Annotated in this window: 11 protein-coding genes; 4 read left to right on the forward strand and 7 right to left on the reverse strand. The window is 67.5% G+C overall.

Annotated features, from left to right (window positions below; all coding sequences use genetic code 11):
• The 3 genes from AC1DKV_RS38645 to AC1DKV_RS38655 all read left to right on the forward strand — a co-directional run.
• Positions 1-337: response regulator transcription factor (locus tag AC1DKV_RS38645; protein WP_477139552.1), on the forward strand; the 337-nt coding region annotated here is incomplete at its 5' end.
• A 137-nt stretch (positions 338-474) separates the two neighbouring features.
• Positions 475-1,230, forward strand: a complete 756-nt coding sequence (locus AC1DKV_RS38650; protein ID WP_477139553.1) for a hypothetical protein — start codon at positions 475-477, stop codon at positions 1,228-1,230.
• Positions 1,231-1,318: 88 nt separating this feature from the next.
• Entirely contained in the window at positions 1,319-2,239 is a 921-nt protein-coding gene (locus AC1DKV_RS38655; protein WP_441624272.1) for a class I SAM-dependent methyltransferase, read from the forward strand.
• Positions 2,240-2,272: 33 nt separating this feature from the next.
• Here AC1DKV_RS38655 and AC1DKV_RS38660 read toward each other — a convergent pair whose 3' ends face one another.
• The gene (locus AC1DKV_RS38660; protein ID WP_477139554.1) at positions 2,273-3,859 is read right to left on the reverse strand and encodes an ABC transporter substrate-binding protein; all 1,587 of its coding nucleotides are present in this window, start codon (positions 3,857-3,859) and stop codon (positions 2,273-2,275) included.
• 312 nt (positions 3,860-4,171) lie between these two features.
• Between AC1DKV_RS38660 and AC1DKV_RS38665 the strand changes: the two genes are divergently transcribed.
• Positions 4,172-4,846: a methyltransferase domain-containing protein gene (locus AC1DKV_RS38665; protein WP_441624276.1), complete on the forward strand. Its 675-nt coding sequence runs from the start codon at positions 4,172-4,174 to the stop codon at positions 4,844-4,846.
• Between the two features lie 81 nt (positions 4,847-4,927).
• Here the strand turns inward: AC1DKV_RS38665 and AC1DKV_RS38670 are convergent, their stop codons facing one another.
• From AC1DKV_RS38670 to prpC, 6 genes are all read right to left on the reverse strand, one after another.
• A complete protein-coding gene (locus tag AC1DKV_RS38670; protein ID WP_477139555.1) occupies positions 4,928-6,130 on the reverse strand; it encodes a DUF2863 family protein in 1,203 nt (400 codons plus the stop codon).
• 128 nt (positions 6,131-6,258) lie between these two features.
• On the reverse strand, positions 6,259-6,408 hold the full coding sequence (locus AC1DKV_RS38675) for a hypothetical protein (protein WP_441624280.1): 150 nt from the start codon (positions 6,406-6,408) through the stop codon (positions 6,259-6,261).
• A gap of 296 nt (positions 6,409-6,704) precedes the next feature.
• Entirely contained in the window at positions 6,705-9,410 is a 2,706-nt protein-coding gene (gene acnA, locus AC1DKV_RS38680) for an aconitate hydratase AcnA (RefSeq protein WP_477139556.1), read from the reverse strand.
• 294 nt (positions 9,411-9,704) lie between these two features.
• On the reverse strand, positions 9,705-11,156 hold the full coding sequence (locus AC1DKV_RS38685) for a bifunctional 2-methylcitrate dehydratase/aconitate hydratase (protein ID WP_477139557.1): 1,452 nt from the start codon (positions 11,154-11,156) through the stop codon (positions 9,705-9,707).
• Between the two features lie 87 nt (positions 11,157-11,243).
• Positions 11,244-11,780, reverse strand: a complete 537-nt coding sequence (locus AC1DKV_RS38690; protein WP_441624286.1) for a hypothetical protein — start codon at positions 11,778-11,780, stop codon at positions 11,244-11,246.
• A gap of 211 nt (positions 11,781-11,991) precedes the next feature.
• Positions 11,992-13,071, reverse strand: a 1,080-nt coding sequence (gene prpC, locus AC1DKV_RS38695; protein ID WP_477139558.1) for a bifunctional 2-methylcitrate synthase/citrate synthase, incomplete at its 5' end; no start/stop codon positions are given.

The raw sequence follows: 13,071 nt of genomic DNA on the forward strand, positions 1-13,071 counted from the left end.
CCCGTGGCGCGACGCGCTGCCGCAGGACGCGGCGGCGGCCTTGCTGCGCGAGGAAGCCGCGCGTGGCCGCTTCGATKCGGATGTGGTCGAGGCCACGCTGGCCGCGGCCKCCKGCAGGCAGGCKAGCGCCGCGCCCCGCACGGCGCTCGTGCTGTCCGAGCGCGAGACCGATGTGCTGCGGCGCATCAGCCAGGGCGAGAGCAACAAGGAAGTCGCGCGCACACTGTCGATCAGCCCCAGCACGGTGCGCACCCACGTGGAGAGCATCTTCCGCAAGCTCGAATGCTCGACGCGCGCGGCGGCAACGCTGAAGGCGTTCACCCTCGGGCTGCTCTAGCGTCGACGGCAACGGCAACTTCGGCCGCCTGCGCCTTGCCGGTGCAAGTCGAACCGCGCCGCGCGCATCTGTCACAATCCTGCCTATGAGCCCCGGCGGCGCGTCCGCCGGAGCATGCCAGACAGGACAGAAGGACGATGCCTTATCTCGGAATTGGTTTTCACGTCATCGTGGCGCTGTATTTTGCCGTCCACGCGGTGCGCACCCAGCAGAACATGTACTGGCTGCTGATCCTGTTCGCTTTCCCCGGGCTGGGCAGCGTGGTGTATTTCTTCGCCATCTACCTGCCGTCGCTGCGCCAGACGCGCGGTGCGCGCGCCGCCACGCGCGCCATCGGGCAACTGGTGGATCCCAATCGCGCCGTGCGCGAGGCGCGCGCCGCGTTCGACCGCGCGCCGACCGTCGACCACCGCATGCGCCTCGGCGCGGCGCTGCTGGAGGCCGATGAGCCCAAGKAGGCGCTGCAGCACTACGAGGCCGCCGCCAGCGGGCCCTTCGCCAGCGATCCCGCGCTGCTGCTGGGGCTGGCGCGCGCACAGTTCGCCACCGGCGGGCACGCTGGCGCCGCAGCCACGCTCGCGCGCCTGTTCGAAGGCCAGCCGCAGGCGCGCCAGCAGGCCGATCCTGCCTTGCTGTACGCGCGCGCCCTGGCCGCCACCGATGCGCCTGGCACGCGCGCCGCGTTCGAGCAGGCGCTGACCTGCGCCAGCGACGCGGCCGCGCGCTGCCTGTTCGCGGACTGGCTGGCCGGGCGCCAGGATGCCGCCGACCGGGAGCGCGCCCAGGCCCTGTATGCCGAGATCGTGCACGACGGCAAGCACTGGCCGCGCCATGCGCGCGAGCACAACCGGGAATGGCTGCAGCGCGCGCAAGGCGCGCTCGGCAGGTCCTGAGGCCGGCCGCTTCACTGTTTCCATTGCTCCGCGTGCTGCCCCCGGCGGGCGGCGCGCGTGTTCGTACCCCCGCACTCCTCTTATCGCCATGACTCTCCTGAAACGCAAATCCATTGAAGCCGTGGCCTCGCGCCGACCCGCGCGCGGCGAGCGCAGCCGCGACGGCGCGCAGCGCGCCGATGAGCGCGCCGATCAGCGCGCCGGCAAGAAGCGCGCCGAACCCCGCGAAGAAAAGCGCATGACGCCGCGCTTCGCGCCGGTGACCTTCTCCGAGATGGACGGCGTGCGCTACCTGCACTTCGGCACCGAGTGGGTGCAGGGCGCGATGCGCCTGCGCAAGCCGGATGCCATCGAGCTGGAGTACGCGCAGCAGATGATGGCGTGGCTGCTGTTCCTGTCGCCCTCGGCGCCCGATTTCCATGTCACCCAGCTCGGCCTCGGGGCAGCGGCGCTGACCAAGTTCTGCCACCGCCAGTTCAGCAAGGCGCGGGTTACCGCCGTGGAGCTGAACCCCGCCGTGATCGTGGCCGGCCGCAGCATGTTCGGCCTGCGCGAGGACGACGCGCGCCTGACCGTGCGCGAGCAGGATGCCTGGGACTATGTGATGGACGGCACCCATGCCGGTGCGCTCGACGTGCTGCAGGTGGACCTGTACGACGCCACCGCGCGCGGCCCGGTGCTGGACACCACGGCCTTCTACAAGGCCTGCCGCCGCGTGCTGAAGTCGCCGGGGGTGATGACCATCAACCTGTTCGGCGACCACGACAGCTTCCCGAAGAACATCGTGCGCATCTGCGAGGCCTTCGAGGACCGCGTGCTGGTGTTCCCCGAAGTGCACGACGGCAATGTGATCGCGCTGGCCTTCAACGGCCCGGCGATCGACGTGTCGTGGGAAGTGCTGGAACTGCGCGCCAAGGTTGTGGAGGAGGGCACCGGGCTGCCCGCGCGCGCCTGGGTCAAGGGCCTGCGCGCGGCCAATGCGCGGCAGGAGGACGGGCTGCAGATCTAGTCTCCCTCAGCCCGCCCGGTGCCGGGTGCGGGCTTACTGCTTGTGGAAGAACTGCGCCAGCGACCACTCGTCGGTGCGCGCCTCGTACTTCAGGTCCTTGCGCATCGCCCACATCGCCAGCTGGCTGTGCGACGGGATGATGGCGTGGTCGGCCAGCGCGAACTTCGCCGCCGTGCGGGCGTTTTCCTCGCGGGCCTTGTCGCTGCTCACGGTGGTGAGCGACTTCTCGATCAGCTGGTCGAGCTGCGTATTGCTGTACTTGCCCCAGTTCCAGGTGCCGTAGCCGGTCTTGGGATTGGGCGTGCCGGTGATGGAGCGCAGCGCCACGTCGGCCGCCGCMGAGMCCCAGCCCAGCATCTCGAAGGCGAAGTCGCCCTGGCGCGCGCGCGTGAAGTAGGCGGCCACGGGCAGCGTCTCCACCTTGGTCTGGATGCCGATGCGCGTGAGCATGCTGGCGGTGGCCTGCGCCACGGCCGCGTCGTTCAGGTAGCGGTTGTTGGTGGCGTGCAGCGTCAGCCCGAAGCCGTCTGGATAGCCGGCGGCGGCCAGCAGCTTCTTGGCGGCTTCGGGGTCGTAGGCATCGGGCTTGGTGCCCGGATGGCCGAAGATCTGCGGCGAGACGATCGACGAGGCCGGCACCGCCAGGCCTTCCATGATGCGGCTGACGATGGCGTCGCGGTTGAGCGCGTGGCTGATGGCCGCGCGCACGCGCGCATCCTTGAACGGGTTCTTRCCGAGCGGCTTGCCGGCCTTGTCGGTGACGAACGGCGRGTTGTCGCGCGACTGGTCCATCTGCCAGAAGATGGTGCGCCAGGAGACCTGCTGCTCGATGCGGAATTTCGGGTTTTGCCTGAGCTTGGCCACGTCGGCCGACGGCACGCTTTCGATCACGTCGACGTCGCCGGACAGCAGCGCCGCGCTGCGCGCGCCGTTGTCGGTGATGATGCGGAAGATGGCATGGTCCCATTCGGCCTTGGGCCCCCAGTAGTCGGGGTTCTTCGCCATTACGATTTCCTGCCCGCGCGCGAAGCGCACGAACTTGAACGGCCCGGTGCCGATCATCGCCTTGCCCGAGTCGAAGTCGGCCTGGCTCAGCGTGGCCGCCACCTTCTTGGGCATGATCGGCACGCTGTTGAGGTCGTTGGCCAGGTTGGCGTAGTTCGGCACGCTCATGGTCAGGCGTACGGTGAGCGGGTCGGGCGTGTCGATGCGCGCGATCGGCTTGGTGTAGCTGGTGAAGGAGCCGGGGCTGCTGACCAGCTTCTCKGGGCGCTCGAGCGAGGCCTTGACGTCTTCGCTGGTGAACGGCGAGCCGTCGTGCCATTTGACGTTGGGGCGCAGCTTGATCTCCCAGGTGATGGCATTGACCGGCTTCCACGACAGCGCCAGGCCCGGGATGTAACGGGCGTTCTTGTCCATGAACACCAGGGATTCGAAGATATGCAGCGCGATGGCGTTGTTGGGGCCGGCGTTGTTCCACTGCGGGTCCATCGAGGTGACGTCGGCGGACAGGCCGATGCGCAGGTCCTCGGCGTGTGCCGCGCCGGCGGGCAGCATCAGCAGCGCGGCGCCGCCGAGCACCAGCGTCGCGCCGGCCCGAAGCAGGGCGCGGCGTGGCATCAGGGGCTCCAGGCGGCCGGCAAGGCGGCTGGTCAAATGGCGTGTGCGGCGGTTGGCGGTCATCGAGATGCGCTCCCAGTACGGGCCGGTCGCTTTCGCGCGGGAAGGCKTCGGCGGGTTCTCAGAAGGGGGTGACGGGGCGCGCTTGCCGGCGCCCGTGTCTACCCGGCTGCCCGCATTGTGCCGTCAAAACGACATCCATGTGCGATAGCTGCGTCATAACCTTATGTTCGCCGCCCGCACCGCGCACGTCCACCGGCGGTGCGCKGCCTGGCTCGCCGGCCCGGGCGCGCAGCCGGTAGAATCGCGCCCATGTTTGCCAACTCTCGCACCATCACCTCGGCGCAGGCCGATGTCCATGACCATCTCGCGGCCCGCGTGGCGCGCCACCTGGCCGAGCCGTTCCGCAAGCCGATCGGCGAGCCCAGCCGGCGCGCGCTGGATCTCGCGCTGCAGCAATGGCAGCAAGCCGGGGCGCCGCCGCTGATCCTCGATGCCGGCTGCGGCGTGGGCGAGAGCACGCTGCAACTGGCCACGGCCTTCCCCGGCCACTTCGTGATCGGCGTGGACCAGTCGGAAAAGCGGCTGACCGGCGGCAAGGACTGGTGGGGTGGCCCGCTGCCGGCCAACTTCACCTGGGCGCGCGCCGACCTGGTCGATGTCTGGCGCCTGCTGCAGGCCGAGGGTATCGCGGTGGCGCGCCACTACGTCCTGTATCCGAACCCGTGGCCCAAGATCGGTCACCTGGGGCGGCGTTGGCAGGGCCACGCGGTGTTCCCGGCGCTGGCCGCCTGCGGGGACTATCTGGAGTGCCGCAGCAACTGGCAGGTCTATATCGACGAGTTCGCCCAGGCGCTGGCTCTGGTCGGGCGGCCGGCGATGACCGAGGCGTGGCAGCCGGTGGAGGCCATCACGCCGTTCGAGCGCAAGTACGCGGCCTCCGGGCATGCCTTGTGGCGCTGCGTGAGCCCGCCGCAGGCGGCCTGAACGGGTTCGCGCGCAAGGCGGCGCCCGGGAATGAAAACGGCCCGCGCAAGGCGGGCCGTCGGCAAGGCGCAGGGCGCGGGCTCAGTGGAAGAGCGGCTGCTGCGTCGGCGCGTCTTCCGGCAGTTCGGCGTGGACGATCTCGCCAGAACGGTCGGCGTAGAGCGGCGTGCCGCAATCTTCGCAGTATTCGGGATCGAACAGCGCGGCGTGGCGGAAGATGTCTTCCACGCCGGCATTGCGCAGCTCTTCGCAGATCTGCTCGAGCGGGTTGTCCTTTTCGGTGGCGTCGATCTCGCCGGACTCGCGGCCATACACCGGCCAGACGATGCCGTAGATCACATCCTTCTCGCCGCGCATGGTGAAGCCCACGCGGTATTCCTCGACTTCCTCCTCGCCGAAGGCGGCCACCACCGCGGCCATCTGCCCGGCCGGCACGTCGAGCGTGCCGCACAGGTAGTTGACGGCGGCACGCACCGTGAGCGGGCGGATGCTCTTGTCTGATTCGCGGCAGGAGAGGAAGAAGGCGTCGGGCAGCAGCAGTTCGAACTCGCAGCCCGGCAGCAGCAGCGCGATCGAGGGCTGGACCTGGGTCCGCCATTGCTCCAGGCACACCKAGCGCTCGGCGTGATGCTCCTTCACATCTTCCTGCCAGCGGAACAGGGCCTGCTCGTGCGGCGCCACCACCACGGCCAGCAGGTAGCGCGGGTCGGCCAGGATGGGCGCGGTCTCCGGCAGGTCGCGCAGGTCGACCTTGGGCGTGGTGCCCGACATCGMCGCCGATACCAGCTTGTAGGTCAGCGCGAAGGTGTCGCAGTGCGTGCGCGGCAGCTGGTCGATGCTGTAGAGATAGGGCGACAGCGCCATGCGCGTGTCCGCAGCCAGCACATGCGCCTGCATGTGCACCGACAGCGTCTGCGCCAGCTCGGGCTTCAGGGCGCCCGAGGGAATGGCGTAGCGCGTGTGGGCGAGGATCGGCGCGGCGATCAGMAGGGCGTCGTAGCTGACACCGTCGATTTCGACAGTGGCGGACTCGGCCAGGGTCTCGGCTTGCTCGGCTAGCACGTCGGAGGCGTCGGCGTTGTGCTTGAACAGGTGTTCGAGCGCCGCGTCGAGCGCGGACTGGCTGCCGTTCTTCAGCAGCCGGCCCAGGCGCAGCGAGAGCCGCCGCTCCCARTATCCATCCTCCATGCGGCTGCCCGAGGCATCGAGCGCGAGCGCATCGGCCACCAGACGCTCGGCGTCAGGCGAAAGACGTTGGGTAGCCTTGGGGCGAAAACCTGCCATAAGTCGAGATCATCCGTTTTTCGGTAAAACGGTATTCTACTCGCTGCGTTGACAAAACATGGCGTCCGGTGCAGCAAAGGCAGTGCTGCATGGCGTCACAGCGGGCCTGCATGGCCGCGCAGCCGCACTTATTTTTGCGCGGGGGCCGGCGATGTCTCCGGCGCGTGGCTTTCCACGCCGTGCTGCTCGCCGCCGATGGAGATGTCGCCACCGCCCTTGGTGAGCAGGTAGAGGGCTGCGCCGGCGATGACGATGAAGGCGATAAAGATCTTGACCATGTTGTCTCCAATAGTCCAATAGGATTGCGCGTTTGAAGCAACCGCTGCAAAGCCGGCCGGCATGGCCGCCGCGCGCTGCTTTCTTCTTGTTGCCGGGCAGTGTGGCAGGGCAGGCTTGCATGGAACTTACAGGGGCCGGCGCGCTACGGAGCCATCCGGGCGGCGCGCGCTGCGCTTTCATGCCACCCCGGCGCCGGCAGCCCAAAAGAAAAAACGCCGCTGGCCGCGGCCTCCGTAGAGGCGCGCGGCCAGCGGCGTCGATGTCCGGGCGACAGCCCCCGCAAGGGGGCTGTCGCTCAGGCAGCCAGCAGCTGGCGCAGCACGAACGGCAGGATGCCGCCGTGGTTGTAGTAGTCGACTTCGATCGGCGTGTCGATGCGCAGCAACACCGGGACGCGCTGCACGTCGCCATTGGAGCGCTTGATCACCAGCGTGACGTCCTGCTGCGGCTTGAGGTCGCCCTCAATGCCTTCGATGTCGAAGGTCTCGTTACCGATGATGCCGAGCGACTGCACGCTGTCGCTGCCCTTGAACTGCAGCGGCARCACGCCCATGCCGACCAGGTTGGAGCGGTGGATGCGCTCGAAGCTGCGCGTGATCACGGCCTTCACGCCGAGCAGTTGGGTGCCCTTGGCCGCCCAGTCGCGCGACGAGCCGGTGCCGTACTCCTCGCCGCCGAACACCACGGTGGGCGTGCCTTCGGCGATGTACTTCATGGCGGCGTCGTAGATCGACATTTCTTCGCCGGAGGGCTGGTGCAGCGTGACGCCGCCTTCCACGCGCGAGCCGTCGGGCTTGACCGGCAGCATCAGGTTCTTGATGCGCACGTTGGCGAAGGTGCCGCGCATCATGACYTCATGGTTGCCGCGGCGCGAGCCGTAGCTGTTGAAGTCCGCCTTSAGCACGCCGTTGGCCTGCAGGTACTTGCCCGCGGGCGAGGTTTCCTTGATCGAGCCGGCCGGCGAGATGTGGTCGGTGGTCACGGAATCGCCGAAGACGCCGAGCGCGCGCGCATTGCGCACGCTGGACTGGGTCGCGGCCGGCTCCATGCCGAAGTCCTGGAAGAAGGGCGGCTCGGCGATATAGGTTGACGCGGGCCAGTCGTAGACCTGGCCCTTGGTGCCCTTGACCTTGGCCCACAGCTTGCTCGGCTTCTTGACCTGCTCGTAGTTGGTCCGGAAGACGTCCGCGTCCATGGCGAACTTCAGCAGGGCGTGGATTTCCTCCGAGGTCGGCCAGATGTCGCCCAGGTAGATATCGCGGTCGCCCTTGCCGACGCCCACCGGCTCGGTCATCAGGTCGCGCGTGACGTTGCCGGCGATGGCGTAGGCCACCACCAGCGGCKGCKAGGCCAGGAAGTTGGCGCGGATGTTCGGGTGGATGCGCGCCTCGAAGTTGCGGTTGCCGGACAGCACCGCGGCGGCCACCAGGTCGTTCTTGGTGATGGCCTCATTGAGCTCCGGCGTGAGRTCGCCSGCRTTGCCGATGCAGGTGGTGCAGCCGTAGGCGGTCACGCCGAAGCCCAGCTTTTCCAGGTAGGGCAGCAGGCCGGTGGCCTGCAGGTATTCCGTCACCACGCGGCTGCCGGGAGCGAGCGAGGTCTTGATGTGCGGCGCCACCTTCAGGCCGGCTTCCACCGCCTTCTTGGCCAGCAGGCCGGCGGCCAGCAGCACGCTCGGGTTGGAGGTGTTGGTGCAGGAGGTGATGGCGGCGATCAGCACGTCGCCGTTCTTCACGTTCACGCCGTCGGCCGTGGTGTAGGTCTTGTCCAGCTCGGCGATGTCCTTGTTGAAGCCATTCTCGGCGGTCGGCTTGGCGAACAGCGAGGCAAAGGTGGTCTTGACGTTGCCGATCTCGATGCGGTCCTGCGGGCGCTTGGGGCCGGCCAGCGAGGGAGCCACGGTGCCGAGATCGAGCGTGACGACCTTGGTGAAGTCGATTTCGCCGGCCTTGGGCACGCCGAACATGTTCTGGGCGCGGAAATAGCCTTCGAAGGCGGCGATCTMCTCTTCCGTGCGGCCGGTGCCCTTGAAGTAGTCGATGGTCTTTTCGTCGACCGGGAAGAAGCCCATGGTGGCGCCGTACTCGGGCGCCATGTTGCCGATGGTGGCGCGGTCCGGCAGCGCCAGGCTCGCCGTGCCTTCGCCGAAGAACTCGACGAACTTGCCGACCACTTTTTCGCGGCGCAGCATTTCGGTGATGGTCAGCACCAGGTCGGTAGCGGTGACGCCTTCGCGCAGGCGGCCCTTCAGTTCCACGCCGACCACGTCCGGCGTCAGGAAGTAGACCGGCTGGCCCAGCATGCCGGCTTCCGCCTCGATGCCGCCCACGCCCCAGCCCACCACGCCGATGCCGTTGATCATGGTGGTGTGGCTGTCGGTGCCGACCAGGGTGTCGGGGTAGTACACACCGTCCTTCTTGTGCACGCCGCGCGCSAGGTACTCCAGGTTSACCTGGTGCACGATGCCGAAGCCCGGCTGCACCACGCCGAAGGTGTCGAAGGCCTGCATGCCCCACTTCATGAACTGGTAGCGCTCGTTATTGCGCTGGAATTCCAGCTGCATATTGAGGTCCAGCGCCTTCTTCTCGCGGAAATGGTCGATCTGCACCGAGTGGTCGACCACCAGGTCCACCGGGACCAGCGGCTCGATCTTCTTGGGGTTCTTGCCCATCTTCTCGGCCACGTTGCGCATGGCGGCCAGGTCGGCCAGCAACGGCACGCCGGTGAAGTCCTGCAGCACCACGCGGGCTACCACGAAGGGGATTTCGTCCACGCGCTCGGCAACCGGCTGCCAGTTGGCCAGTTGGCGCACGTGTTCTTCGGTGACCTTCTTGCCGTCGCAGTTGCGCAGCACCGATTCGAGCACGACGCGAATCGATACCGGCAGGCGCTCGACCGCCACGCCCAGTGCCTTGCCCAGTTTCGGCAGGGAATAGTACTGKCCCTTGACGCCGGGGCTGATCTTGAATTCTTTCAGAGTCTTATTGAGATTGTGGGGCATTGCCTTACTCCATTCGAAAGATGGTGCGGACTAGCTTGGACTCGTAAACCGGTCTTGCTGCTCGGGCCGCACTGCGGGCGCTGGAACCAGCCCGCAGTGCGGCGCGGGCGCCGGCGAGGCGCCGTGTTCATGCTTGCTGCTGCTTCTGCCTTGCTGCTTTTTTTTGCTTCTGGGTTCCTGCTTCCTGGCCTTGCTTCCGGCTGCTGCGTGCGGCCTTGCGCCGACGAGGCCTTGCCACTGCATGCACCGCGTCGATTGTAGGGCAAGCCAGCGCGCGTTGCGCGGCCGCTTTGCTCAGATCACGTACAGATCCACATACTCGTGGACCGGCATCGCCTCCAGGCGTGCCTGGTCGAGCGACACGGCCAGGATGGCCTCCTGCTGCCTGGGCGGGAAGCGGCGCGCCAGGTTGGTCTTGAATTTCTCCACCAGCAGGGGGATGCCGTCTTCGCGGCGACGCCTGTGGCCGATCGGATATTCCACCACCACTTCTGGCAAAACCGTGCCGTCGTTCAGTTCCACGGTCAGGGCATTGGCGATCGAGCGCTTCCCGGGATCATGGTAGTCCGCGGTGAAGGCGGTGTCTTCCACGCAGGCGATCTTGTCGCGCAGCGCGTCGATGCGCGGGTCGGCCGCGACCTTGTCTTCGTAGTCTTCGGCGGTCAGCCGGCCGAACAGCAGCGGCACGGCGACCATGTACTGGATGCAGTGATCCCGGTCGGCGGGGTTCGCCAGCGGGCCCTGCTTGTCGATGATGCGGATGCAGGCCTCGTGCGTGCGGATGGTGACGCGCCCGATGTCCGCCGCGRTGCGGCCTGTGGCGGCAAGCTGGCCGTGCAGGGTCATCGCGGCCTCCACCGCGGTCTGCGAGTGGAATTCGGCCGGGAAGGAGATCTTGAACAGTACGTTCTCCATCACGTACGAGCCGTAGGGGCGCTGGAAGCGCAAGGGCTGGCCCTTGAACAGCACGTCGTAGAAGCCCCAGCCCTTGGCCGACAGCACCGAGGGATAGCCCATCTCGCCGGTCCTGGCGATCAGCGCCAGGCGCACGGCGCGGCTGGTGGCATCGCCGGCGGCCCAGCTCTTGCGGCTGCCGGTGTTGGGAGCGTGGCGGTAGGTGCGCAGCGACTGTCCGTCGACCCACGCCAGCGACACCGCGTTGATGATCTCGTCGCGCGTGAGGCCGAGCATCTGGGCGACCACGGCGGTGGACGCCACCTTGACCAGCACCACGTGGTCCAGGCCGACCTTGTTGAAGGAGTTTTCCAGCGCGATGCAGCCCTGGATCTCGTGGGCCTTGATCATGCCGGTGAGCACGTCTTTCATGGTCAGCGGCTTGCGCCCGGCGGCCACGCTGGTGCGCGAGAGCCAGTCGGCGGTGGCGAGGATGCCGCCGAGGTTGTCCGACGGGTGGCCCCATTCGGCGGCAAGCCAGGTGTCGTTGAAGTCGAGCCAGCGGATCATGGCGCCGATATTGAAGGCGGCCTGGACCGGGTCGAGCTGGAATTGGGTGCCGGGAATCTTGGCGCCGTTGGGGACCACCGTGCCGGGCACGATGGGGCCCATCAGCTTGGTGCAGGCGGGGTAGGACAAGGCTTCCAGGCCGCAGCCAAGGGTGTCGATCAGGCAGTTGCGGKCCGTGTCATAGGCCAGCGCGCTCCTGATCGGGTGTCTGGTCACGTACTCGACGATATCGACCAGTACCTGGTCAGGTTCGGGCCGGACGTTCGGAATGTGTGCAGACATGAGGTCCCCCTCGGTATTTGTGCTTCCTGGTGCCTTTTTTATTGCTTTGTGATGCTTGCGGAGCCTGCTTGCTACGTGGCTGGCTGCTTATTGCTTCGCCGGGGCCTGGCCGGCGGCGGCTGCGGGTGCCGCGGGGGCGACCAGCAGCGGCGTGGCGACCGGTGCGCGCAGCGCGCCTGCCTGGGTCGGAGCCGAGCCGCCGGACTGCATGTCGGCGGTCTGGCATTCGTCGGCCAGGCGCTGGCCGGCGTTCTTGTTGAACAGCATGGCCTTGCTCGGGATCACGACCAGGTCCATGCCGGAGCGGGCGTCGTAGTAACGGTCGGCGCCGGTCACGGTGGACAGGCGCGGCAGGCGGTATTCGCGGCCTTCCCAGTTCAGGACGATGACTTCGTCGCGCAGCATGTTGCCGCTGATATAGATGGCGTGGCCCAGCTCGCACTGCCACTTTTCGCCATTCGGGGCGGCCGCGGCTTCCGGTGCGGCGGCAGTCTTCTTGGTGCTGTGCTTGGCCGGGGCCTTCTTGGCGGGAGCGGCCTTCGTGGCCGGTTCCTGGGCCATCGCAACACCGGCGGAGGTCAGCGAAAATGCGCCGATGCAGGCGGCGAGGACGAGATGCTTCATTCTGTGGGTTCCTTCTGGTGTGGGGTAAAAGGCGGGTGCCTGGCGGGAAGCCCGGCAGTCACATATCCGCCGCTATTCTCTACGATTTGAAAGTCGGGGCGAAGCACCCCGGCCATTGGTTACACAATTCGGCCCGGGCAGCCGCGCTACGCGGCTTGCGGCGCACTGCAGGCCGCGGCGCCCGGCGCCCCTTGCTCATTTGCTCATCTGCTCATTTGCGCTTGCCGATCGGCACKAACTTCAGGTTCTCCGGCCCGGTGTAGTTCGCGCTCGGGCGGATGATCTTGTTGTCGATGCGCTGCTCGATGATGTGCGCGGCCCAGCCCGAGGTGCGCGAGATCACGAACAGCGGGGTGAACATGGCGGTGGGCACGCCCATCATGTGGTAGCTCACCGCGCTGAACCAGTCCAGGTTGGCGAACATCTTCTTGCCATCCTGCATGGTGGCTTCAATGCGATMGGCAATGTCGAACATCTTCATCGAGCCGGCGTCGCTGGATAGCTTGCGCGCCACTTCCTTGATCACCTGGTTGCGCGGGTCGGAAACCGTGTACACCGGGTGGCCGAAACCGATCACCACTTCCTTGTTTTCCACGCGGCGCTTGATGTCGGCCTCGGCTTCGGCGGGGCTGTCGTAGCGCTTCTGGATCTCGAACGCCACTTCGTTGGCGCCGCCGTGCTTGGGGCCGCGCAGCGCGCCGATGGCGCCGGCGATCGACGAGTACATGTCCGAGCCGGTGCCGGCGATCACGCGKGCGGTGAAGGTGGAGGCGTTGAACTCGTGCTCGGCGTACAGGTTCAGCGAGGTCTGCATGGCGCGTTCCCACAGCGCCGAGGGCTTCTCGCCGTGCAGCAGGTGCAGGAAGTGCGCGCCGATGGAGTCGTCGTCGGTCTCGACCTCGATGCGGCGGCCGTTATGGCTGTAGTGGTACCAGTACAGCAGCATCGAGCCGAAGCTGGCCATCAGGCGGTCGGCGATGTCGCGCGCGCCCGGGGTGTTGTGGTCTTCCTTCTCGGGCAGCACGGTGCCGAGCACGGACACGCCGGTGCGCATCACGTCCATCGGGTGGGCGCTGGCGGGCACCCATTCGAGCGCGGCCTTGACGTTGGCGGGCAGGCCGCGCAGGGCCTTGAGCTTGGCCTTGTAGGCCTTGAGTTCGGCGCGGGTGGGGAGCTTGCCGTGCACCAGCAGGTGGGCGATCTCCTCGAATTCGCAGGTCTCGGCGATGTCGAGGATGTCGTAGCCGCGGTAGTGCAGGTCGTTGCCGGTGCGGCCGACCGTGCAGAGCGC

The sequence above is a fragment of the Cupriavidus sp. 05T41 genome (assembly GCF_056396525.1).

What these genes read in the sequence shown, in the direction of transcription:
- AC1DKV_RS38655 (WP_441624272.1), top strand. Translation starts at nt 1,319, where the DNA reads ATGACTCTCCTGAAACGCAAATCCATTGAAGCCGTGGCCTCGCGCCGA.
- AC1DKV_RS38665 (WP_441624276.1), top strand. Translation starts at nt 4,172, where the DNA reads ATGTTTGCCAACTCTCGCACCATCACCTCGGCGCAGGCCGATGTCCAT.
- AC1DKV_RS38675 (WP_441624280.1), bottom strand. Translation starts at nt 6,408, where the DNA reads ATGGTCAAGATCTTTATCGCCTTCATCGTCATCGCCGGCGCAGCCCTC.
- AC1DKV_RS38690 (WP_441624286.1), bottom strand. Translation starts at nt 11,780, where the DNA reads ATGAAGCATCTCGTCCTCGCCGCCTGCATCGGCGCATTTTCGCTGACC.